This is a genomic window from Marinobacter sp. M-5 (assembly GCF_032911545.1).
In the GTDB taxonomy this organism is placed as follows: domain Bacteria; phylum Pseudomonadota; class Gammaproteobacteria; order Pseudomonadales; family Oleiphilaceae; genus Marinobacter; species Marinobacter goseongensis.
The window spans coordinates 849,851-872,856 of record NZ_JAWJEK010000001.1 but is presented as its reverse complement, the minus strand read 5'-3'; the positions used below and the strand labels follow the sequence as shown (position 1 = coordinate 872,856).

Here is a 23,006-nt window from a genome sequence, read left to right as displayed (position 1 = left end):
AAACTCTCCAAATTGCAGTCAGTCTGTCGGCACGCCCGCTATGATGGGCTTTAACGTGCCGCTCGGCTATGTGTCCGCTCAAGGTTATTTTTATCGGGCAGTATTCTACCCTATTGGCGTCGCTAACTCATGAAAAAAGCCCGCCTCCGGGGAGAGCGGGCTTTTTCTGGATTACCTGCCCGCGCCTCAGAGGGCGAAGGCTTCTTCCGGCATATCCATCAGGCTGTCAGCACCGGCCAGCATGCTCTCGGCGTGAGCCTTGGCACGGGGCAGCATACGCTTGAAGTAGAAGCGCGCAGTCTGAACCTTGGCGTTGTAGAACATTTCTTCCGTGGTTCCGTCGGCCATCTTGTCCAGCGCAACCTTGGCCATGCGGGCCCAGAGGTACGCGAATACGGCGTAACCGGAATACATCAGGTAGTCCACGGATGCAGCACCGACTTCCTCGCGGTTCTTCATCGCAGTCATGCCGATCTTCATGGTCAGATCGCCCCACTCTTTGTTCATCGCCGCCAGCGGCTCAAGGAATTCCTTCAGCTGGTCGTTGTCAGCATTTTCCTTGCAGAACACATGTACCTGCTTGGTGAACCCTTTCAGAGACTCGCCCTGGGTCATCAGAACCTTACGGCCCAGCAGGTCCAGCGCCTGGATACCGGTGGTACCCTCGTAGATCATGCCGATGCGGGCGTCACGTACGTTCTGCTCCATGCCCCACTCGGCGATGAAACCGTGACCACCGAACACCTGCATGCCCAGGTTGGCAGCTTCATAACCGATTTCGGTCAGGAACGCCTTGGCAATCGGTGTCAGGAAGCCCAGCGCTTCGTCAGCCGCCTTGCGCTCTTCCTCGGTCTTGCCACGCTGAACGACGTCAGCCTGCTGTGCGGTCAGGTAAATCAGCGCACGGGCGCCTTCGGCCACGGCTTTCTGGGTCAGCAGCATACGACGCACGTCCGGGTGAACGATGATCGGATCCGCAATACCTTCCGGGTTCTTCGGGCCGCTCAGGGAGCGCATCGCCAGACGATCCTTGGCGTAGGTCAGGGAGCCCTGGAAACCCAGTTCCGCAGCGCCCAGACCCTGAATCGCTGTACCGATACGGGCAACGTTCATGAAGGTGAACATGCAGTTCAGGCCCTTGTTCTCCGGCCCGATCAGCCAGCCCTTGGCGCCGTCGAAGTTCATCACACAGGTGGCGTTGCCGTGGATACCCATCTTGTGCTCGATAGAGCCACAGGAAACCGCATTACGCTCACCAGCAGATCCGTCTTCGTTCGGCAGGCTCTTGGGTACGATGAACAGGGAAATACCCTTGGTGCCTTCCGGCGCGCCCGGCAGGCGGGCCAGAACGATGTGCACAATGTTCTCCGCCATGTCGTGCTCACCGGCAGAGATAAAGATCTTGGTGCCGGTAATGGCGTACGTGCCGTCCGCATTCGGCTCAGCCTTGGTACGCAGGGTGCCCAGGTCGGAACCGCAGTGCGGCTCGGTCAGACACATGGTACCGGTCCACTCACCACTGATCAGTTTGGTGAGGTAGGTCTGTTTCTGCTCTTCGGTGCCGTGCTCTTCGATGGTGTTGGTGGCGCCGTGGCTCAGGCCCGGGTACATACCGAACGACCAGTTACAGGTGCCGACCATCTCGCTCATGACCAGGCCGAGGGAGCTTGGCAGCCCCTGACCGCCGTAGTTGGGATCGGCAGTCATGGACGGCCAGCCACCTTCTACGTACTGCTGATAGGCTTCCTTGAAGCCGGTCGGCGTTTTCACACCGTCTTCGCTCCAGGTGCAACCTTCGCGATCACCAACCTGGTTGAGCGGAGACAGAACCTGCTCACAGAACTTGGCACCTTCCTGGATAATGGCGTCAACCATATCCGGAGTTGCATCCTCGGCACCTTCCAGATTGGCGTAGTGCTGCTCGCTGTCCAGCAGCTCGGTCATTACGAATTTGATGTCACGCAGGGGCGCTTTGTAATCAGGCATGGAATCCACCTCAGATGTTCGGTCCTGTCCGCAACACAGGTTGCAGCTCTCGGCCTTGGGGTTTGCTCAGACACTGCGACGCTATCGCATCACAGCCTTAATTAAACACTTGTTTGAAACATACGTTTAGAGGCACAGAATTGTCAATAGCCGCTTCTGAAATTTGTGTTGCGTTTTGTGGCCAGGACAGCCAGGGCAAAAGGCTTGCAACCGAAAAAAGACAGGGAGAAAACTTATGGAATCAGGCGGTTACCGATCGGTTACCACCGAGCTCCGGTTCACTGATGCGAGATACAGCCTGATAGGTTTCGCTGGCCTGACGGGACAGTCCGGGGCGCTCATCGCCACGCTCCTCCGACATCTCCCGCGACACCTCCACCTGAGCCTGCAGCATAGTCTGCATTGCCTGTGCCGCAACGGACCGATCCTGCGCCGAGGGTTCCGCCGGGGCCATGGCCGCCGCCCGAACCACGCGCATTTTCTCGATGGTGGCCTGCGGGTCCCCCTCAACCGGAGCGACATCGATGGAGACTTCACCGCCCACAGCATACTGAGCGCCATCCGGTCCACGTTGGAAGACGTAGGAAATAGCGCCGGCGTATTGGCCGCCAACGGCCTGATGCGCGGTCTCGTGGGCCCTGACTTCACGATCGCGGGCCTTGAGTTCTGACAGCTCCTTCAGCTGCGCCTCGTCCAGATTCTGACCGTTGGCCGCCGCATTTCTGGCCGCGGATTCCCTGACGCGCTCAACCTGATCCGGATTCTCACCACCACGCGGGCTGGCGCCAGAAGGTTTAGTGCGTCCATAGGCCGCAGTGTTTCCGTCCGGCGGAAGGACAGGAGACATTCCTGAATACAGGGAGGGAGAGGGTCCGGATATCATCGAGTCAGGCGACCGGGATCAACGGGTGTCAGGCAAACATCAGGCCCGCTCAGGCCTTGATGTCCAGCAGAGTGCCAAGAGTTTCGTCGGCGGTTTTGACCACTTGGGCGGACGCCTCGACGCTGCGCTCGTATAGCTTGAGATCAACGATCGGCTCGATCAGGGAGTTGCCGCCGTCGGCCGTACCCTGAGGACCGTCGGCGCCACCGCGGGCGATTTTCCGGGCAGCGTTCTCCATGCCCATCATGCCGTCCTGGATACCCTGAATGCCAATTCCCAGTGCGTTATTGATCATGACCAGACCACCAGATGACCGAATATTGACTCCAGTAAGCCACAAACCTGGTCAATTTTCAAACAAAACATCCACAGTCAGGTGCCGCGCCAGTTCGGCGGGGTCCGGCTGCACTTGCCAGGGAATCACTCCCAGGCAGGGCGCTCCGAGCCCCATCAGCAGGTAGTTCAGGGTTTCCTGCTCACAGCTCATCACCTCCTGATCAGGCCGGTTCGCCACCCAGCCTGCGAGGGTCAGGCCGTCATTGCGAATAGCCTCGGCACTCAGCAGGGCATGATTGATACACCCGAGCCGGAGGGGCACAACCAGTATCACCGGTATGCCCATTTCTCCGGGTACTGCCGAATAGGTTTCCCGATCGTTGAGCGGCACCCGCCAACCCCCTGCCCCCTCGATCAGCAACAGATCCGCTGGCCGGACCTGCATGCCCCGGCAGAAACCCACCAGGCGCTGCGCCGTCAACTGCCGCCCCGCGATTTCCGCCGCCACATGAGGCGCAATGGCAGGCTTCAGGGCAATGGGGTTGACCTGATCATAAGGCAACGACTCGGTCATCGCCGACTGCAGAATGAGCGCATCCTCGTTCCGCAATCCGTAAGGCGATTCATCGCATCCGGAGGCAATGGGCTTCATCGCAAGGGTGCGTTTGCCCAGGCCTTTGGCGGCCTCAAGGATAGCCGCTGAGGCGATGGTTTTTCCCACACCGGTGTCTGTTCCGGTAACAAAAAAGGTTTTTTTGGCCATGACTCACTTACCGTATGCAATCCAGCATGCTTCGTAGGATGCGGAAATGGACCCGCATGATCGTTTCGGATAATGCTCACACATCGCCCGGACGCGGCCCGGAGCGGTCAGCGTGTTGCGCCGATCCGCTCCTTTGTAGACCGCACCCAGGTGTTTGAGCTCACGCCCCAGCGTAAGCGGCGAAGCGTAATCGAGCTCTATCGTTTGTGTGTCCAGCCCGGCACCCGGTAGCTGATGATGAACCTGCTTTGCCACCGCCGCCGCGGTATCGAACGCATTGACATGGCGATGGCCGGGATCCGCCTGCGCCCACGCCTGCGCGAGTTCCCGCAGGCTGCCTTCGAGCAGCGTGGAACATTGCAGCACGCCCCCTCTGTTCAGCACCCGGCGGCATTCTGCAAACACCCGATCAGGATGCTCACACCATTGCACCATCAGATTACTGAACACCACATCAAAGCTGCCGTCTGCAAACGGCAACTGTTCGGCGTCGGAGACCACCCAGCGGATGCCTTCCGGACTGTTCCTGCGCGCGTGGTCAATCATACCGCCGGACAGATCGACGGCAGTCACGTGAGCCCCGGGGTAACGCCGGGCCAGTTGGCGGGTGAAATAACCGGTACCACACCCCAGGTCCAGGATGCGCAGGGGCGCGCGGCCTGGCTCGAACGGCGGCAGCCGCGCGATCATGAAGGCTCCCATCCGTTGCTGCAGACGCGAAGCCATCTCGTACGTCGCTGTTGCCGCGCCGAAATCCGTCGCAATCTTGACCTTTTCAACCGGCGCGGCCAGCGAACCGGGCTTCATCGGCATACCCATCAAACCTTCCCGCCTGCTTCCTCAAGAAATGCTGCCATCATCTGCCAGCAACGCTCAGCCGCCTGTCCTGCCGGCCAGTGCGCCATGCCGCTGACCACACGCGCCTGATGACGCCCGGCTATGCCCGACCAGCCCGCCCAGGGCCTGACCACGGCATCCCTCTCGCCCAGCAAGTGCAACGCGGGCGTGGTCGATTCCGCCCACAGTGCCCGCTGGTCCGCCAGGCGAAGCCACTCCAACCCTTTGTCGAGATTCGCGCCAGACACCGGCGAACCCGCTTCGAGCCAGGGCCTCAGCTGTTGTCTGAGTCGCCGCTCGCCTTTATCGCCGTTGACCAAAAGCCATAAAAAATGCGACCACTGGCGCGCCGGATCCCGGGCAATGCCCGTGGCAAAATGATTGAAGTCGCCGGCCGGCATACCGGAACGCCAGCCCCCGGCGGCAGTGAAACGAGGAAATCCACCGACCGTGATCACGGCGGTCACCGCACCGGACCGTCGGGCTGCCGCAGCCATCGCAACCTGGGCGCCGAGCGACCACCCCAGCCAGACCGCCGGCTCCGGATGCCGGGCCAACAGGGTGTCGGCGACGTCCGCCACGGAATCGCAGGCGGTCATGAGCGCGTCGTCCAGGCTGATCAGCACCGTCTTGCCGGGCCAGCCGTCATACAACCCTGAGAGCATCTCGCAGCGCACACCCCAACCGCCTACAACAACCAGCGTGCCGGCGGACACTTCACTCATGCAGTTTGTTCCACCGCGGGGCCAGGGCCGGCCGCCTCTTCCGGATAACACTCCGCCAACCCGTGCAGCAGCCGGTCAACGTCGTCCAGAGTGTGCGAGGCGCTGAATGTCACTCTCAGCCGCGCTTCTCCCTCCGGCACCGTCGGTGGCCGTATGGCGGTCACCAACAACCCCCTGGCCTCAAGCGCCTCGCTGAGCGCCAGCGCCGCCCAGTTGTCGCCGACCATGATGGGCTGGATCGGGGTAGCCGAAGGCATCAACTGATAACCCAGTGCCGTGGCACCGCTGCGGAACCTGTTTACCAACAGGTCAAGATGCGCTCGACGGTCATTCGCCTGCTCAATCAGATCGAGACTGGCACAAGTGGCCGCCGCCAGCGCTGGCGGCATCGCCGTGGTGTAGATGTAGGTACGGGCCTTCTGGACCAGATAATCCGTGAGCACCCGGGGGCCGGCCACAAAGGCACCGCTGGTGCCAACGGCCTTGCCCAGGGTGCCAATCAGAACCGGCACATCGTCTTCTGACAGCCCCTGAGCTGCGACACTGCCACGCCCCTCGGGTCCAAGAACACCCAGACCGTGGGCGTCATCAACCACCAGTAGCGCATCGTGAGCGCGACACACGGCGGCCAGCGCCTTCAGTGGGGCGACATCGCCGTCCATGCTGAACACCCCGTCAGTGACGACGAGTTTGTGGCCGGGCGTCTGCGCCAGCATGCCCTCAAGAGCCGCCACATCACCGTGGGGATAGCGCCGCACCCTGGCGCGACTGAGAATACACCCGTCAATAATTGAGGCATGGTTGAGGCGATCCGAGAAGATGGTGTCGCCACGCCCCGCCAGCGCCGAAATGGCCCCCATGTTGGCCATGTAGCCGGTGGAGAAAAACAACGCCGAGCTGCGCTGGGTATAAGTCGCCAGGCGCTCCTCAAGCCGGTGATGGGCGTCGTGATGACCACAGATCAGGTGGGACGCAGCACCGCCCAGCCCGGTTTCCGGCAGGGCATCGCGGAGCGCTGCAATATTGGCGGGATGATTCGCTAGCCCCAGATAATCGTTACTGCAGAACGACAGCAGGGGCCGGCCTCCCGCAGTCAGCTCGGGCTGCTGGGGACCTGAAATCAGCCGACGGGTCCGGTACAGACCCGCCTGTTTACGCTGCTCGAGTTCTGCCGCAAAATCACGCACGGGTCAGTTCCTTGGCAATGAGCCCGGCCATGGCCGGTTTACGCGGATTCCCGCGTGGCGTCGTAAAACATGTGGCGAGTCGCCTCGTATTCCACCGCCTCGGCAATGGTCTCCTCCTCCTGCTCCTCGCTTGCACACTGCTCACGCTGCTCGGGACGAATGCCCAGGCGACGAAACAGCGCCATGTCGGCATCCGCTTCCGGGTTGGACGTGGTCAGCAGCTTTTCGCCGTAAAAGATGGAGTTAGCGCCGGCCATGAAGCACAGGGCCTGCATCTGCTCATTCATGTTCTCGCGGCCGGCGGACAGCCGCACATGAGAGGCCGGCATCATGATGCGGGCGACCGCGATGATGCGCACGAAATCGAACGGGTCCAGATCCTCCACGTTTTCCATGGGCGTGCCCTTGACCTTAACCAGCATGTTCACCGGCACGCTTTCCGGGTGATGAGGCAGATTCGCCAGCTGCATCAGCAGGCCGACCCGGTCATCCTCGTCTTCACCCATGCCCATGATGCCGCCGCAGCACACTTTCATGCCGGCCTTGCGCACGTTATCCAGGGTGTCCAGGCGGTCCTGGTAGGTACGGGTGGTGATGATGTGACTGTAGTACTTCTCGGAGGTGTCCAGATTGTGGTTATAGTAATCCAGACCGGCTTCCGCCAGCTCCGTCGCCTGATTTTCCTCGAGCATGCCCAGCGTCATACAGGTTTCCAGGCCCAGAGATTTGACCTGTCGGACCATGTCGAGCACGTAGGGCATATCCTTCTTGGTCGGGCTGCGCCAGGCTGCGCCCATGCAGAACCGCGACGCGCCTTTCTCGCGGGCCGCTTTCGCTTCTGCGACCACTTTCTCAATTTCCAGAAGCTTTTCTTTTTCCAGGCCGGTGTTGTAGTGACCACTCTGGGGGCAGTACTTACAATCCTCGGGGCAGGCACCGGTCTTGATGGACAACAGGGTGCTCACCTGCACTTCGTTGGGATCGAAAAACTCCCGGTGCACGCTCTGGGCGCGGAACAGCAAATCGTTGAACGGTAATTGGAACAGCTCGCGGGCTTCCTGCAGCGTCCAGTCGTGGCGGAGTGTGGTAGCGGTCATAATCGGGCCCTGTTAACCTTTCGAGGTCTACTGGTTTACGGATAAGCGAATGATAAAGGGACTGGAACTGCTGTCAACCTTGATTGGACGAAAGGTTAACAGCGAAATGCGGGCAGGACATTGCGTGGCCTGCCTGGATCACCGCGCCATCAATGGCTTATGCGACGGTTGCCGCGCCGACCTGCCGGTGAACCGCTGGCGCTGCCAACGCTGCGCCCTTCCTCTGGCCATACCCTCAGGCACCCTCACCTGTGGCGAATGCATGCGCACGCCGCCAACGTTCACCCGCACACTGGCCCCCTGGCGCTATCAGTATCCGGTTGATGCCATGATCGGTCGCTACAAATATCGCGGCCAGCGCAAATTCGCGCGGCCGTTGGTAGCGGGATTGGGGGACTATCTGGAAAACCACCTGCGTACCTGCCCCGAGTCCGTTCCGGAGCTGATCATTCCTGCGCCCATGCACCGCCGTCGCCGGCGGAAAAGGGGCTTCAACCAGGCTGATGACATTGCCGAGGCATTATCCTGCCGTCTTGCCATTCCCTGGTGCGCCCGCACTGTCAGGCGGAGCCGGCACGCCCGGCCCCAGCGGGATCTCGGCCGGGCGCAACGGTTGGCCAACCTCCAGGGGGTATTCACCGTCACGCGCCCGCTGCCTCTCCGAATCGCCATTGTGGATGATGTCATTACCACTGGGGCCACAGTGCGCAGCCTGACCGATGCGTTACGGGATGCCGGTGCTGAGGATGTTCAGGTGTGGGCTCTGGCCAGAACCCCGGGCTAGAGCCGGTCAGCAACATACCCGGCAATCGCAAGGCTCGCGGTGAGCCCCGGGGACTCAATGCCGAACAGATTCACCAGCCCCGGTACCCCATGGACATCCGGTCCGTCAATTCTGAAATCCACGAAGCCGCTGCCCGGCCCTGCCAGCTTGGGCCGGATACCGGCATACGCCGGTTGAAGTCGATTGACGTCCAGCGCGGGCCACCACTGCTGGATACCCCGAGCGAACACACTCACCCGCTGCGGATCCACGGTGTAATCCTGCCGTGTTATCCACTCGACGTCGGGCCCGAAACGGGCCTGCCCGGCAAGATCGAGCGTCAGGTGAACGCCGAGGCCACCAGGCTCCGGTAACGGATAAACCAGGGTGTTAAAAGAATGGCGCCCGCTGTAGGCAAAATACACGCCGCGTGCCAACCATTGCTGCGGGACCGCCGAGGGCTGCAGTCCCTGCCACTGTCGGGCCAACGGTATCGCACCCAGCCCGGCCGCATTCACCACGGTGCGGGCTGTCACCCGGCAGGGCGCGGCGCCGCCGATGGTCAGGTGATGCTCGCCCGCCCGAGAGCAGGCAGCCTCCACCGACGCGCGGGTCACCAGTTGACCACCGGCGGCTTCCAGATCCGCCAGCAAAGCCAGCATCAGGCCGTGGCTGTCAACGATGCCGGTCTCCAGGGAATACAGCGCCCCAACAACCTTCAAACCTGGCAGGGCGGCCCTGATCGCCTCTGCTTCAATAAGCGCCAGGTCGACGCCGTTGCGACCGGCCTGATGCTGCAGGCGCTGCAACTCCGCCCTCTGGTCCGGATGAGTCGCCACAATCCACTTGCCGGTTTTCCGGTGATCGATCTGTCTTCGCTGGCAGTAGTTGTACAACATCCGCCGACCCTGCACGCACAGCTGCGCTTTCAACGACTGTGGCGGGTAATAGATGCCGGCGTGGATAACCTCACTGTTGCGGGAGGAAATGCCCTCACCGATCGATGCACCCTGCTCCACAACCAGCACGTCCCGACCCCGCAGCGCCATTTCCCGCGCGATAGCCAGACCCACCACACCGGCACCGATGACCACGGCATCCATCTGAAAACGTTCCAACCGAGAACCTTCCAGCATGTCCGGCTTTGCCCGCTTTTCCATGTCCACCCGATTGAATCCGGCCAGAATTGAGAGGATGAGAGTATCGCAGAACGCAGACCGAAGGAAAAAGCCTGCAGCAGCGCTGCATTCGCATGACGATGCTGGCGAGGAAACGGTATACTTCAAGCTCACGTACATGCAGGAAGCAGGTGTGAGATGTCAGACAGGAAGCAGTTTTTAACGGTGATGCTGGTTGCCGCCCTTTTCGTGAGCTGGCTCGGTTGGCGCGGGTTTGAGGTGATCAGCCTTAACCAGACGCTCAAGGCCGATGAGATGGTGGCGAATTACCCTTACCAGCACCGCGTGCTGCGGGTGGAAGGCTCCACTGCCATCATGAGCTCACTGCGATCCCACGACACCTCCACCCGCTACGCGCTCACCACCATATTTCCCGTCATGCGCAACCTCAGGGAAGGCGACCGCGGCTGGCAAATGGCAGAGCGGGAACTGGCCCGGGTACAGGCGCGTGCCGGCAATCTGGTGCTTAGCGCGTCGGGCATCACGCGCGTTCGCTGGGAGCTCGACGAGAACTGGTACCACCTCAACAACATGCAGGTCCGCAGCATGCTGGCCCGGCAGGAATCAAGGCACTGAAAACGACTCTATGACCGAAACCTCCAGCCATCCCTACGACGCCCTCACGCCGGATACCATTCTCGATGCCATGGAAAACGCGGGCTTTGTCATCAACGGGCGGCTGTTCGCGCTAAACAGTTATGAAAACCGCGTTTACCAGATCGGCATCGAGGACTCCTCGCCGGTCATCGTCAAATTCTACCGGCCCGGCCGCTGGTCCGAGGCGCAGATCCGTGAGGAACACCGGTTTACTGCCGAACTGATCGAGGCACAGATTCCGGCAGTCGCTCCAGTGACGCTGCCCACGGGTGACACCCTCGGCCGATGGCACGAATTCCTGTTCGCCGTATTCCCTCAACGGGGTGGTCAGGCACCGGACACCAGCGTCACCGATACGCTCTACCGCCTCGGATCCTGGCTCGGACAGCTGCACAATGTGGGGGCCACGACACCGTTCGAGCACCGCCCGGCCGTGGCCATTCTTGACGGCATCACCAGCAAGAACCGACTGCTGATTGAGGGCAACTGGATTCCCGCGGATCTCCGCCCGGCCTGGGACAGCCTGATTCCCGACCTGCAGGACGCCTGTGCCCGCCGCATTGACGACGCTGGCGACGTGGGCAGCCTGCGCCTGCACGGCGACTGCCACGCGGGCAATATCCTGTGTCGGGAGGAACAGATGCTGTTTGTCGATCTGGACGATTGCCGCAGCGGGCCCGCGGTGCAGGATCTGTGGCTATTGCTTAACGGCGACGATGCCGAGCGTGGCGCGCAGTTTGGCGAACTGCTCGAGGGTTATGAGATGTTCCGTGACTTCAATCGCCGCGAGAGGCATCTTATCGAGCCACTGCGTTGTCATCGCCAGATTGCCCACTGCGCCTGGCTGGCCAACCGCTGGGACGACCCGGCATTCCCAAGGTTCTTTCCTTGGTTCGTGCAGCCAAGGTTCTGGTCAGATCAGATTCTGTCCATGCGGGAGCAACTCGCTGCCCTGCAGGCACCCCCCATCAATATTCCCGGCCAGTACTGATAACGGCCGAACCGACTAACCCGGAGATGTTCTGATGAGCGAGAAAGAGGCCACATTCACGGTCCGCAGTCTGATCGCCACGGCCATCGGTGCCGTGATCGCCACCGTTGTCGTACTGGAAGTCAGCGGCCGCATTGATCACGACAACAACAAAGACAACATTCCGGTGGGCGAGTTCCAGGCCATTCACGTCACCCCCGGGGAAGAGTTCCGCATGTCACCCAAATCGTCGGAACTCCACGCCGCCTGCGAGCAGGGCTACCTGGCCATCGCAGCGGATATTGATCCGGACTTCCGCGGTATTGTGGTGGACCACAAGAACCGTGGCGTGCGTTGTAGCCGCGGGCCGGCGCCGGAGGCAGCAGAGGACGCATCCGGCAATGACTGACAAGCCCCAAAAACCGCCGGTGCAGGAAACCGACCGCCTGTTTGCCACCGAACGCAATCCAGAGGACTTCCGCTTTGATGCGTCGGTGGCGCGGGTGTTTCCGGACATGATCCGGCGCTCGGTACCGGGCTACACCACCATCATTCCGATGATCGAAGTGATCACCGAGCAATATGCCCAGGCCGGCAGCAACTGTTACGACCTCGGCTGTTCGCTGGGGGCGTCCACCCTGGCCATGCGCCACGGCATTCCGTTTGCGGACTGCATCCTGACCGGTGTCGACAATTCCGATGCCATGATCGAGCGTTGCGAGCACTACATTGCTTTGGATGACCACCCTCTGCCGGTGCAATTGCGCTGCGAGGACATTCTCAGAACCCCCCTTGAGAACGCCTCCGTAACCACGCTGAACTTTACGCTGCAGTTCGTGCCGCCCGGTGAGCGGGCCAGACTGCTGGCGCGCATCGCGGATGCCACCCGCCCCGGTGGCGCACTGATCCTGTCGGAAAAGATCCGTTTCGAATCACCGCAGGATCAGGGCATCCAGACCCGGCTTCATCACGAATTCAAGCGCGCCAATGGCTATTCCGACCTTGAGATCAGTCAGAAGCGCTCAGCGATCGAACAGGTGCTGATTCCGGAAAGCCTTGAGGAGCACCGGCACCGATTGCTGGAGGCGGGCTTTGACCAGGTTATCGTCTGGTACCAGTGCTTCAATTTCGTGTCCATGCTTGCCGTCAAATCCGGCGTTTGAGGAGTCACCATGGCAACGTTCGACTGGCAGCACTGCTACCAGCCACTTCTTGAGGAACTCGCGAACGACGGGCAGAATCACTGGGCAGACACCCTCAGGGGCCAGCTCCGGCGCCGGTTTGATGAGAACCCCCACGGCGATATTGCCCGCTGGATGGGTGCGCTGGACCAGCTCCCGGACATCGATCACCCGACCGTTCGCCTCGACGCGTCCGCCATCACTCTGGGCAGCGATGCGCCGCTCACCCAGACCCAACATGCGCAACTGCAAAGCGGTCTGCGGGGTCTGATGCCCTGGCGCAAAGGGCCGTTCGACTTTTTCGGCACCTATGTGGACACCGAATGGCGCTCCGACTGGAAGTGGGACCGCGTCGCCCCCTACCTGGCAGACCTCCGCGGCCGCCGCATTCTCGATGTCGGTTGCGGCTCGGGTTATCACTGCTGGCGCATGCTGGGGGACGACGCCGCCCGGGTGATCGGCATTGATCCGGGCCTGTTGTTCCTGTTCCAGTTTCTCAGCGTTAAACACTACACCCCGGACGCACCGGTGGACCTGCTACCAATACGCATGGAGGATCTGCCGTCGGGGCTTGAAGCCTTTGACACCACGTTCTCCATGGGAGTGCTTTATCACCGCCGCTCGCCGCTGGATCACCTGCTGGAACTGAAGGACACTCTTCGTCGCGGCGGTCAACTGGTTCTGGAAACGCTGGTGGTGGATGGCCCCGAGGGCTACAGCCTGATGCCGGAGGACCGCTACGGCCAAATGCGTAACGTGTGGTTCCTGCCCAGCTGTGACACGCTGCTGCGCTGGCTTGGCCGCACCGGGTTCCGCAATGCCCGGGTGGTGGATGTTACCGACACCACCATCGACGAGCAGCGGCGCACCGACTGGATGCGTTTCAATTCGCTTGAAGATTTTCTCGATCCAGACGATTCCGGCAAAACCATCGAAGGCTACCCTGGCCCCAAACGGGCCACCGTCATTGCCGAAAAACCCTGACCGCAGCCGTTTTCACCCTGCAAGAACAGAAAAACCCGCTCGTAAGCGGGTTTTTCATAGCGTCGGCCTTACTCGCCGAAGGGGTGTCGCAGGGTAATGGTTTCCACCCGATCCGGACCGGTCGAGATGATGTCGATCGGCGCCTCGATCTGCTCCTCCAGGAAACGGATGTAGGCGCGGGCATTTTCCGGCAGCTGCTCCAGGGTGGTCAGACCCACAGTGCTCTCTTTCCAGCCGGGAAGCTCGGCATAGACCGGTTCGATATCATCGTAGGTGTCGCAACCAATGGGCGGGCGGAAGATTTCGCCGTTCGGGGTCTTGTAGCCGACACATATTTTCACCGTATCCATGCCGTCCAGCACATCGAGCTTGGTCAGGCAGATGCCGGACACACTGTTGATCTGGATGGCATGGCGCAGAGCCACGGCATCGAACCAGCCACAACGCCGGGAACGGCCAGTGGTGGTGCCGATCTCATTACCCTTGACCGCCAGGTGCTGGCCCATATCATCGAACAGCTCGGTCGGGAACGGGCCGGAGCCGACACGGGTGGTGTAAGCTTTGGTAATACCCAGCACGTAATCGAGGAACAGCGGGCCAAAACCAGAGCCGGTTGCGGTGCCGCCGGCGGTGGTGTTCGACGACGTGACATACGGATAGGTACCCAGGTCGATGTCCAGCAGCGAGCCTTGCGCGCCCTCGAACAGAATATGCTCGCCGCGCTTGCGGTAGTCGTGGAGCATGTCGGTAACGTCGGCCGCCATGGGCAGAATTTCCTCGCCCATCTGTTTCAGCTCGGCCAGCGCGGCATCGATGTCTTCGGCCTCTTCCTTGAAATACTCGGTGAGCACGAAATTGTGGTACGACATGATCTCCCGCAGCTTTTCCTCGAACGACACAGGATTGAAAAGATCACCCAACCGGACACCGCGGCGGGACACTTTGTCCTCGTAGGCAGGGCCGATACCACGGCCAGTGGTACCGATCTTGTCGTTTCCCTTGGCGCGCTCGCGGGCCTGGTCGATGCGAACATGGGTACGCAGAATGATCGGGCAAGCCAGGCTGATACGCAGGCGGTCACGCACCGCCACGCCGTTGGCTTCCAGCTCGCGCACTTCCTTCAGCAGCGCTTCCGGGGAGAGCACCACACCGTTACCGATCATGCAGTGGACGTTCTTGCGCAGAATGCCGGAGGGAATCAGGTGCAGCGCCGTCTTCTTGCCTTCGATCACCAGCGTGTGACCGGCGTTGTGTCCGCCCTGAAAGCGAACAACGGCTGAAACCTTGTCCGTCAGCAGATCAACGATTTTACCTTTTCCCTCGTCACCCCACTGGGTGCCCAGCACAACTACATTTTTACCCATGATTCTCTCTCAATTCAGCCCAGTTGATCCACGACCCACTGGCCGTCACGGTTTACCAAAATTCTGTCACAGCCACGCTTTGCGGGATCTGTGTCTGCATCCTCGGGCAATGCCCGTACAACGCTTTCCGTCATCCGCAAACCGGCAATCACACTTTCCAGCGCCGGGTCGGCATCGGCCGGCGCCCAGATCGCACCGGCTCGCCGCGAGACTCGCTCGCCCAGCGACACCAGTGCGCGAATATCAAGGCTGAAGCCCGTGGCCGGCCGGGCACGGCCAAAATCGCTGCCAATTGAGTCGTATCGACCGCCTTTGGCTACGGCATCGCCATGACCCGCCACATACGCGGCGAAGACGAGCCCGGTATGGTAGTTGTAACCCCGCAACTCACAGAAATCGAAACCGAAACTGATTTCCGGAAAATCCCGTGTCAGCAGATCCGCGACACGCCCCAACTGATCCAGGGCGGCGGTCAGCGCTTCCGGACCGCCGGCCAGGATCTGTCGCGCATCGGCCAGCGCTTCCGGACCGCCGCTGACCCGCGCCAGCGCGCGCAGGCGGCCACCTGCAGAGTCCGCGGCACAGTCTCCCAGCAACTCATCCAGCTCCGGCACCGACTTCCGCGCCATGGCGTCGAAGATCGCAGCTGAGGTATCGCGATCGAACCGGGCCTCACCCATCAGCGTTTCATAGATTGAAACATGCGCCAGATCCAGGTGGATTCGAGGCAATCCCGCCACCCGCAGGGTTTCCAGCATGAGGCTGATCACTTCCAGATCGGCAGACTCGGAAGCACTGCCAAACAGCTCACAACCGGCCTGAATCGGCGTGCGACCCGTCAGCATATGGCGCGGGCGGGTGTGGAGCACATGCCCGGCGTAGCACAGGCGGGTAATCCCGTCCTGGCCGAGGGTATGGGCATCAATGCGTGCGGCCTGCGGCGTCATATCGGCGCGCACGCCCATCATCCTGCCGGTAAGCTGATCGGTCAGCTTGAAGGTTTGCAGCTCCAGATCGTGACCGGTCCCGGTAAACAGGCTTTCGAGGTATTCAATCAGCGGCGGGATGACCAGTTGGTACCCCCAGCGCTGGCAGGTGTCCATTACGTCGCGGCGCAGGGATTCTATCTGTCCTGCAAGAGGCGGCAGAATGTCTTCCACGCCATCGGGCAGCAACCAGCGATCTGATACTGTCATGAGATTCCGTTGTCCGTTCTGCCCCGCGTCGACCAGAGGCGGCGGGAGTGCACAGGATTTAGGGCGAAGTCGGGAGCAGGAGAAAACCCGAACCAAAACCGGCCGAATTTTACACTGTTGCCAGACACAAAAAAACCGGAATACCGAGGTATTCCGGTTTTGGATTCAGGCAATGCCTCTTAGCGGGCGCCCTGAGGATCCTTGAGGTACCGCAGGAAATCGCTGTCAGAGTCGATCACCATGATATCGTCCTTGCTTGAGAACGTGTTCTGGTAGGCCTGCAAACTGCGATAGAAGCTATAAAACTCCTGGTTAGAGCCATAGGCATCGGCGTAGATGCGCGACGCTTCACCGTCGCCCTCACCGCGCGTCTCCTCTGCCTGGGAGAACGCCTCTGCCAGCACCACCGTACGCTGACGATCGGCGTCAGCGCGAATACCCTCTGCCAGCTCGCGGCCGCGGGAGCGAAATTCCTGCGCCAGCTTTTCACGCTCGGTCGCCATCCGGCGATAAACGTTCTCGCTGACCTCGCCCGGGAACTCGATCGCCTTGACCCGGATGTCCAGAATTTCGATGCCGAATTCCTTAATCGCGGTTTCATTCGCCCGATCGCGCAGGGTGTGCATCAGTTCGTCGCGCTGCCCCGATACCACCTCGACCATGGTGCGAACACCGAATTCGTCGCGGAGCCCGTTGTCTACCCGCGACTGCAACAGTGACTGTGCACGGAACTCATCACCACCGGTGGCACGATAGAACTGATCGACGTTGAGAATTTTCCAGGCGATGTACGAATCTACATCCAGCGGTTTTTTCTCAATGGTCAGGTACTGACGTGACGGGAGGTCCATGGTCAGAACTCGAATATCGAACTCGCGGATCTGATCAATCACCGGCACCTTGAAGTGCAGGCCTGCCTGCAGATCGGTCTGTACCAACTCACCGAAACGAAGCTTCACGCCACGGTGGGTCTCCGGAATGATGTACACGCTCGACAAAACCAGCAGGACTACAATGAGGGCCCCTGCGAGGCCCACTACACCTTTGGGTCCCATAATTATCTGCTCCTCCGAATGCCAGTATCCTGCCGTCCGCGCAGCTCCTGAATGACCTGATCTGTCAATGTCTGGATATTGACCTCACCGTCAGAGCCGCCCGATGAACTGCTGTTGCCGCTTCCCATTCGGTTCTGGGTCAGCCGATCCAGTGGCAGATACATCATATTGCCACTGCTCTCGGTGTCGACCAGCACCTTGCTGGTGCTGGAAAGCACACCCTCAAGAGCCTGCAGATACATGCGCTCTCGCGTTACCTCAGGGGCCGTCCGGTACACCTCCAGCATTGCAAGGAAACGGGCGGTTTCACCGTTTGCTCGCTCAATGACCTCCTGTTTGTAGGCCTGAGCTTCTTCGATCATGCGCTGAGCCTGACCCCGAGCTTCCGGAACCACCTTGTTGCGGTAGGTCTCGGCTTCTTCTTTCACGCGCTGTTCGTCTTCGCGGGCACGCTGAACCTCACGGAACGCATCCTGAACCGCATCCGGCGGCTGCGTGCTTTCAACGTTGACCCGAACAATCTCAAGCCCGGCGCCGTAATCCCTCAGGAACGTCTGCAGACGTTGCTCGACACGAACCGCCAGCTCGGCACGCCCCTCGGTGAGCACCTGATCCAACGTGGAGCTGCCGACTTCATGGCGCAGGGCGCTGTCTGTGGCAAACGCCAGTGCTTCGTTGGAGTCACGTATGTTGAGGACGTAAGCCTTGGCGTCGCCAACCCGGTATTGAACCTGCAGATCAACCGTCACCAGGTTCTCATCCTGGGTCAGCATCTGACCGCTTGATTCTGCCGTGCGCACGTTGGTGACGCGCACCTTGGTGACGTCGTCAATCAACGGAACCTTGAAACGCAGACCCGGGCTCTCGGTGCGACTGAATTCACCGAAACGCAGCACAACAGCGCGCTCCTGCTCGTCTACCGTGTAAAACGACTGGAAGATGACATAACCCACAACGAGGATGCCGGCCAAAGCCAGAATGGCGCCGAACCCACCGCTGTTTCCGGATGACGAACCACCGCCGGACCCACCGGAGCGGTTGCCCTTGCCGCCCAGCAGCTTGTTGAGTTTGTCGAGGCCTTTTTTCAGTGCCTCATCCAGGTCTGGCGGACCCTGATCATTGCCGCGACGACCACCACCGGTTCCCCAGGGATCGTTGTCGTTACGGTTACCACCCGGTTCATTCCAGGCCATAGTGCTCTCCGTTCCTGACTAATAGAATGGCTGCAAATACTAGGGATTTATAAGCGCCCCGGCAATAGCGATACCGTTTACTCTGTTCCTGCGTCAATTCTCAGATCCTGTTCACGCACATCCGCGCGGCTCAATAACTGAAGCCAGTCGCGATTCTGCAGTCGCACTTCCAGAGCCGTGTCACCGCTGTCGCGGTGCTCTTCAGTCACCACCGACCCGGCCTCATGCAGCAGGGCCCGCAACTTTCCATCTTGCGGCCCCAGCAGGACATGGTGGTGGACCACATCCTCTGCGAGGCGCTCGACAACCGCGTCGAACAGCCCCTGAATGCCCTGCCCGCTGACCGCCGAAAGCCACACCCTCACCGGCAGTCCATCCTCGTTACGTTCCACACGGGGGGTAAAGTCGTCCAGCAAATCGATCTTGTTGAACACCTGAAGCATGGGAATTTCGTCTGCTCCGATTTCCGCCAACACTTCCTCAACCTGCTCCATGTTTTCATCCCGACGGCTGTCATGACAGTCGATGATGTGCAGCAACAGGGTTGCCTGGGTGGTCTCCTCCAACGTCGCACGGAACGCCTCCACCAGCTTGTGAGGCAGATGGCGAATGAAGCCCACCGTGTCCGCCATTACGACCGCTCCGATATCGGGAAGTTCCAGACGACGCAGCGTCGGGTCCAGGGTAGCGAACAGCTGATCTGCAGCATATACGGTCGAAGTGGTAATACGGTTGAACAATGTGGACTTGCCTGCGTTGGTATATCCCACCAACGATACCGTGGGAATGTCCGCACGCTTGCGGGCACGGCGACCCTGGTTGCGCTGCCGGCGCACTTTCTCAAGGCGTTTGTGAATGGATTTGATCCGCTCACGCAGCAGCCGCCGGTCGGTTTCCAGCTGGGTTTCACCCGGCCCGCGCAGGCCGATGCCGCCCTTCTGGCGCTCCAGGTGGGTCCAGCCACGGATCAACCGTGTCGACATGTGCTCAAGCTGAGCCAGCTCGACCTGGAGTTTGCCTTCGTGAGTGCGCGCGCGCTGCGCAAAGATATCGAGGATTACCCCGGTCCGGTCAAGGACCCGGCACTGGAGCTCGCGCTCGATGTTGCGTTCCTGGGAGGGGCTGAGCGAGTGATTGAACAGCACCACGTCTGCCTCGTTGGCATTGACCGCGTCGCGAATCTCCTCAAGCTTGCCTTCCCCAACGAAGAGCCTGGGACTCGGCTGTTTTCGCGAGCCCGTAACCAGACCCACGGGTTCAACACCCGCAGAAGTGACCAGCTCGCGGAACTCATCGGGATCTTCAGACTCCTCGTGAGAGGTAAAATCAATGTGGACGAGGATCGCCCGTTCACCAACGTCGGGACGCTCAAACAATTGGCAGCAACTCCTGGGTCATCAAAAAAGTGTCTGGTGCATAAAAACAAACACCCGCGATCCTCAGAACCCTTGCGGGCTCATCGGAAACGCGGGTGGCAATGCCGGAGAACCGGGCAACTCAGTCTTCAGCCTCACCCTCTCCGCCAGGAGCCTGCTGGGGAATGCGCACATTCCGGGCCGGCACCACAGTCGAAATCGCGTGTTTGTAGACCATCTGGCTGACCGTGTTTTTCAGCAGAATCACGAACTGGTCAAAGGATTCAATCTGGCCCTGCAGCTTGATGCCATTGACCAGAAAGATAGAAACCGGAATGCGTTCCTTGCGCAAGGCATTGAGGTAAGGGTCTTGTAAAGAATGCCCTTTTGACATGTGTTTTCTCCTGTTTATATGTAAGTGCAGATCGTCATTTTTCAGAATTAAATGTGGCGCGAAGTCTGATATTTTTCAAGGCTGCCTCAATGATATGTTCGTCATCACTGGCAAGCCAGGTCACATCGGACCACTTTCGCAACCAGGTCAACTGCCGTTTGGCGAGCTGGCGGGTTGCTGCCACTCCCTTGCTGACCATGGTGTTGTAATCGTCATCACCGGCCAGGTAGTGCCATGCCTGTCGATATCCGACGCAGCGCATGGAAGGCAGACTGACATTCAGATCCTCACGACCCATCAATCCGCGGACTTCCTCAAGGAAGCCCGCATCCAGCATGTTCTGAAATCGCCGGGAAATACGTTCGTGAAGTACCTTTCTGTCAGGTGGAGCGACAGCAAGTTGGACAACAGTATACGGAAGCGACGAGGTTTCGTCTGCCTGCCATTGCGTAAAATAGGTGTAATCCTCGACATTTGCGCCAACCGGCCCGAGATTCCCTGCCCCTGCAGCCTGCGCCCGCCAGAGCTCGGAAATGGGCCTGCCGGTCAAGCGGATCACCTCCAGCGCCCGCATCAAACGCTGCCGGTTATTCTGATGGATCAGATCCGCCGCAACCGGATCGCGGGCCCTGAGCTCATCGTGCAGGGCTGCCCACCCCAGGGCTTCCGCCTCCTGCTCCAGCGTCCGCCGCAGCTCCGGGTCGGCAGAGGGCAGATCAGACATGCCATGGAGCAGCGCCTTGAAATACATCATGGTACCGCCAACCAACAGGGGAATACGGCCTCGCTGGCTGATTTCCGCCATTTCCCTCAGGGCGTCACGGCGGAAATCCGCGGCGGAGTAGCGCTCTGTCGGATCACAGATATCGATCAACCGGTGGGGCGCGCGGGCCAGCTCAGAGGCGGTGGGCTTGGCGGTACCGATGTCCATGCCACGGTATATCATCGCTGAATCGACGCTGATTATGTCACAGGGCAACTGCTCACACAGCGCCATTGCCAGGTCGGTCTTACCAGACGCGGTTGGCCCCATCAGAAAAATGGCCGGTGGCAATGACGGTGCTCCGGTCGGGATTTCGTTCCTCACACGTCAACGCCCCCGCAGGAACAGCTTGTCCAGCTCGGACAAGGTCACCACCGTCCAGGTCGGGCGACCGTGATTGCACTGGCCACTGCGCTCGGTGGCTTCCATATCCCGCAGCAAGGTGTTCATTTCCGGAATGGTCAACTGACGGTTCGCCCGCACAGAGCCGTGGCAGGCCATTGTACCCAGCAATTCATGGGTCACCGCCTCGACACGATCGCTCTGACCGTTCTCGATAAGGTCCGCCAACACGTCCCGAACAAGCTGCTCGGTGTCGGCACCGCGCAACAGGGCAGGCACCTGGCGAATGGCCAGGGTTTCCGGCCCGATCCGCTCCACCTGCAGCCCCAGTTGCTGAAGCTCGCTGGCGTGGGTTTCCGCCAGCGCCGCCTCTTTCTGGCTGACCGCAAGTGATACCGGCACCAGCAGGGGCTGACTCTTTAGGTCCTGCGCCTCCAGTGCCCGCTTCATGCGCTCGTACGTGATGCGCTCATGAGCTGCGTGCATATCCACCACAATCATGCCCTGACGGCTCTGGGCAAGAATATAGATACCGTGGAGCTGGGCAATCGCATAACCGAGGGGCGGCTCTGCTTCACTGTCTACCGGCGGTGTTGGCTGCCCGGCCGCGAAGTCACGAGCCGGCGCGTCCTGGGGAGCATTCACCAGCCCCCCGCTCTGATTGAGGGATTGATAGAAGCCCATCTGGTCCCGCGCCTGCCACTGGTGCTGCGGCGGCTGAGACTGTGTACTGCCCGAAGGCGCGTCAAACACCGATGCCGTTTCCCCCCAGCTTCGACTGGCAGGCCGCTCGGCCTGGCCAGCGACACCAGGGTAGGCTGATTGCGGGCCCGCTACAACAGCTGACTCCGAACCTTCGCGCACCGCAGATTGGGCAACGGCGCCCCGCAAATGGTCGTCTGGCCGCACATCCGCCAGAGCTTTGTGCAGCGTCCGGAAGATGAAATCGTGCACCAGACGGCCGTCGCGGAATCGCACCTCGTGCTTGGTAGGGTGCACGTTGACATCCACCGTGGCCGGATCCACTTCCAGATAGAGCACAAATGCCGGGTGGCGATTGTTGTACAGCACATCGCGATAGGCCTGGCGCACTGCATGAGCCACCAGGCGGTCACGGATTACGCGGCCATTGACGAAGAAATACTGCAGATCGGCCTGACTGCGGGAGAAGGTGGGCAATGCCACCCACCCCCAGAGTCGCAGGCCCGTGGCCTCGGCGTCAATGACCACGGCGTTGTCGATAAACTGTTGCCCACACAGGGCGCCGATGCGCCGCTCTTTATCCAGCGGATTCGCGGCCGGGCGCAGGCTCTGGATCACCCGCTGGTTGTGGCGCAGGGTGAAACCCGCATCGAAACGGCTCAAAGCCTGCCGGCGCACGCACTCGTCAACGTGGTTGAATTCGGTCTTTTCGGTGCGTAGGAACTTGCGGCGGGCCGGTGTATTGAAAAACAGGTCCCGCACCTCGACGGTGGTGCCGATCGGGTGCGCCGCCGGGGATATTCGGGCGTCCATGTCACGCCCCTCAACCTCGACGCGGGAGGCCGCCTCCTGATCTTCGGTACGGGACGTCAGCGCCAGCCTGGATACGGAACTGATACTGGCCAGCGCCTCACCACGAAAGCCCAGCGATGCCACCGCCTCCAGATCGTCGAGACTCTCGATCTTGCTGGTGGCGTGGCGGCTGAGTGCCAGCGGCAGATCGGCTTCTCCGATTCCGAAACCGTCATCCCGCACCCGAATCAGTTTCACACCACCCTGCTCAATATCGATATCGACACGGCTGGCGCCGGCATCCAGGGCGTTTTCCACCAGTTCCTTGACTACGGAGGCCGGGCGCTCCACCACTTCGCCGGCCGCAATCTGGTTGGCAAGCCGTGGTGACAGCAATCGTATGGCGGGCATAGTACGGGCGAA

Annotated in this window: 23 protein-coding genes; 6 read left to right on the top strand and 17 right to left on the bottom strand. The window is 60.7% G+C overall.

Annotated elements, in window-relative coordinates; translation table 11 throughout:
- Positions 1-186 precede the first annotated feature (186 nt).
- The 8 genes from R0125_RS04005 to bioB form a co-directional block, all read right to left on the bottom strand.
- A complete protein-coding gene (locus R0125_RS04005) occupies positions 187-1,986 on the bottom strand; it encodes an acyl-CoA dehydrogenase C-terminal domain-containing protein (protein ID WP_248182895.1) in 1,800 nt (599 codons plus the stop codon).
- A 241-nt stretch (positions 1,987-2,227) separates the two neighbouring features.
- A complete protein-coding gene (locus R0125_RS04000) occupies positions 2,228-2,833 on the bottom strand; it encodes a putative metalloprotease CJM1_0395 family protein (protein WP_248182893.1) in 606 nt (201 codons plus the stop codon).
- A gap of 85 nt (positions 2,834-2,918) precedes the next feature.
- Positions 2,919-3,164: a flagellar biosynthesis protein FlgE gene (locus R0125_RS03995; protein ID WP_248182892.1), complete on the bottom strand. Its 246-nt coding sequence runs from the start codon at positions 3,162-3,164 to the stop codon at positions 2,919-2,921.
- Between the two features lie 51 nt (positions 3,165-3,215).
- Positions 3,216-3,908 carry a dethiobiotin synthase gene (gene bioD, locus R0125_RS03990; RefSeq protein WP_248182891.1) on the bottom strand — a complete coding sequence of 231 codons (693 nt, stop codon included), beginning with the start codon at positions 3,906-3,908 and terminating at the stop codon, positions 3,216-3,218.
- A 3-nt stretch (positions 3,909-3,911) separates the two neighbouring features.
- Positions 3,912-4,727 carry a malonyl-ACP O-methyltransferase BioC gene (gene bioC / locus R0125_RS03985; RefSeq protein ID WP_317237220.1) on the bottom strand — a complete coding sequence of 272 codons (816 nt, stop codon included), beginning with the start codon at positions 4,725-4,727 and terminating at the stop codon, positions 3,912-3,914.
- Positions 4,727-5,470, bottom strand: a complete 744-nt coding sequence (locus R0125_RS03980; RefSeq protein WP_317237219.1) for an alpha/beta fold hydrolase — start codon at positions 5,468-5,470, stop codon at positions 4,727-4,729. The genes bioC and R0125_RS03980 overlap by 1 nt, the downstream gene beginning before the upstream one ends.
- On the bottom strand, positions 5,467-6,657 hold the full coding sequence (gene bioF, locus R0125_RS03975; RefSeq protein WP_248182887.1) for an 8-amino-7-oxononanoate synthase: 1,191 nt from the start codon (positions 6,655-6,657) through the stop codon (positions 5,467-5,469). Before bioF ends, R0125_RS03980 begins: the two co-directional genes overlap by 4 nt.
- A gap of 38 nt (positions 6,658-6,695) precedes the next feature.
- A complete protein-coding gene (bioB, locus tag R0125_RS03970) occupies positions 6,696-7,754 on the bottom strand; it encodes a biotin synthase BioB (RefSeq protein WP_248182886.1) in 1,059 nt (352 codons plus the stop codon).
- Between the two features lie 49 nt (positions 7,755-7,803).
- Here bioB and R0125_RS03965 point away from each other — a divergent pair, with 49 nt between their 5' ends.
- Positions 7,804-8,538, top strand: coding sequence for a ComF family protein (locus R0125_RS03965; protein ID WP_317237217.1), 735 nt, complete (start codon positions 7,804-7,806; stop codon positions 8,536-8,538).
- Here the strand turns inward: R0125_RS03965 and R0125_RS03960 are convergent.
- The gene (locus R0125_RS03960) at positions 8,535-9,677 is read right to left on the bottom strand and encodes an NAD(P)/FAD-dependent oxidoreductase (protein WP_317237216.1); all 1,143 of its coding nucleotides are present in this window, start codon (positions 9,675-9,677) and stop codon (positions 8,535-8,537) included. The genes R0125_RS03965 and R0125_RS03960 overlap by 4 nt on opposite strands.
- Before the next feature lie 156 nt (positions 9,678-9,833).
- Between R0125_RS03960 and R0125_RS03955 the strand changes: the two genes are divergently transcribed.
- The 5 genes from R0125_RS03955 to cmoB are packed head-to-tail and all read left to right on the top strand — an operon-like array spanning position 9,834 to position 13,427.
- Complete coding sequence (locus R0125_RS03955; protein ID WP_248182884.1) at positions 9,834-10,271, top strand: hypothetical protein; 438 nt, start codon at positions 9,834-9,836, stop codon at positions 10,269-10,271.
- 10 nt (positions 10,272-10,281) lie between these two features.
- Entirely contained in the window at positions 10,282-11,283 is a 1,002-nt protein-coding gene (locus R0125_RS03950; protein WP_248182883.1) for a serine/threonine protein kinase, read from the top strand.
- A 34-nt stretch (positions 11,284-11,317) separates the two neighbouring features.
- Positions 11,318-11,671 carry a kinase gene (locus R0125_RS03945; protein WP_248182881.1) on the top strand — a complete coding sequence of 118 codons (354 nt, stop codon included), beginning with the start codon at positions 11,318-11,320 and terminating at the stop codon, positions 11,669-11,671.
- A complete protein-coding gene (gene cmoA, locus R0125_RS03940; RefSeq protein WP_248182878.1) occupies positions 11,664-12,425 on the top strand; it encodes a carboxy-S-adenosyl-L-methionine synthase CmoA in 762 nt (253 codons plus the stop codon). Before R0125_RS03945 ends, cmoA begins: the two co-directional genes overlap by 8 nt.
- Before the next feature lie 9 nt (positions 12,426-12,434).
- Positions 12,435-13,427: a tRNA 5-methoxyuridine(34)/uridine 5-oxyacetic acid(34) synthase CmoB gene (gene cmoB, locus R0125_RS03935; RefSeq protein ID WP_317237215.1), complete on the top strand. Its 993-nt coding sequence runs from the start codon at positions 12,435-12,437 to the stop codon at positions 13,425-13,427.
- Between the two features lie 68 nt (positions 13,428-13,495).
- On the opposite strand, the gene R0125_RS03930 is transcribed toward cmoB, so the two are convergent.
- The 8 genes from R0125_RS03930 to mutL form a co-directional block, all read right to left on the bottom strand.
- Positions 13,496-14,791 (bottom strand): adenylosuccinate synthase, encoded by a 1,296-nt coding sequence (locus R0125_RS03930; protein ID WP_317237214.1) that lies wholly within the window; start codon positions 14,789-14,791, stop codon positions 13,496-13,498.
- A gap of 14 nt (positions 14,792-14,805) precedes the next feature.
- A complete protein-coding gene (locus R0125_RS03925) occupies positions 14,806-15,987 on the bottom strand; it encodes an ATP phosphoribosyltransferase regulatory subunit (RefSeq protein WP_317237213.1) in 1,182 nt (393 codons plus the stop codon).
- A gap of 179 nt (positions 15,988-16,166) precedes the next feature.
- Complete coding sequence (gene hflC / locus R0125_RS03920; protein ID WP_248182873.1) at positions 16,167-17,042, bottom strand: protease modulator HflC; 876 nt, start codon at positions 17,040-17,042, stop codon at positions 16,167-16,169.
- A 2-nt stretch (positions 17,043-17,044) separates the two neighbouring features.
- Positions 17,045-18,235, bottom strand: a complete 1,191-nt coding sequence (gene hflK, locus R0125_RS03915; RefSeq protein WP_248182872.1) for an FtsH protease activity modulator HflK — start codon at positions 18,233-18,235, stop codon at positions 17,045-17,047.
- A gap of 77 nt (positions 18,236-18,312) precedes the next feature.
- Positions 18,313-19,611, bottom strand: a complete 1,299-nt coding sequence (gene hflX, locus R0125_RS03910) for a ribosome rescue GTPase HflX (RefSeq protein WP_317237212.1) — start codon at positions 19,609-19,611, stop codon at positions 18,313-18,315.
- Positions 19,612-19,732: 121 nt separating this feature from the next.
- On the bottom strand, positions 19,733-19,984 hold the full coding sequence (hfq, locus tag R0125_RS03905; protein ID WP_248182869.1) for an RNA chaperone Hfq: 252 nt from the start codon (positions 19,982-19,984) through the stop codon (positions 19,733-19,735).
- A 34-nt stretch (positions 19,985-20,018) separates the two neighbouring features.
- The gene (gene miaA / locus R0125_RS03900; protein WP_317237956.1) at positions 20,019-21,017 is read right to left on the bottom strand and encodes a tRNA (adenosine(37)-N6)-dimethylallyltransferase MiaA; all 999 of its coding nucleotides are present in this window, start codon (positions 21,015-21,017) and stop codon (positions 20,019-20,021) included.
- Positions 21,018-21,074: 57 nt separating this feature from the next.
- Positions 21,075-22,994: a DNA mismatch repair endonuclease MutL gene (gene mutL / locus R0125_RS03895; RefSeq protein ID WP_317237211.1), complete on the bottom strand. Its 1,920-nt coding sequence runs from the start codon at positions 22,992-22,994 to the stop codon at positions 21,075-21,077.
- Positions 22,995-23,006: the final 12 nt, after the last annotated feature.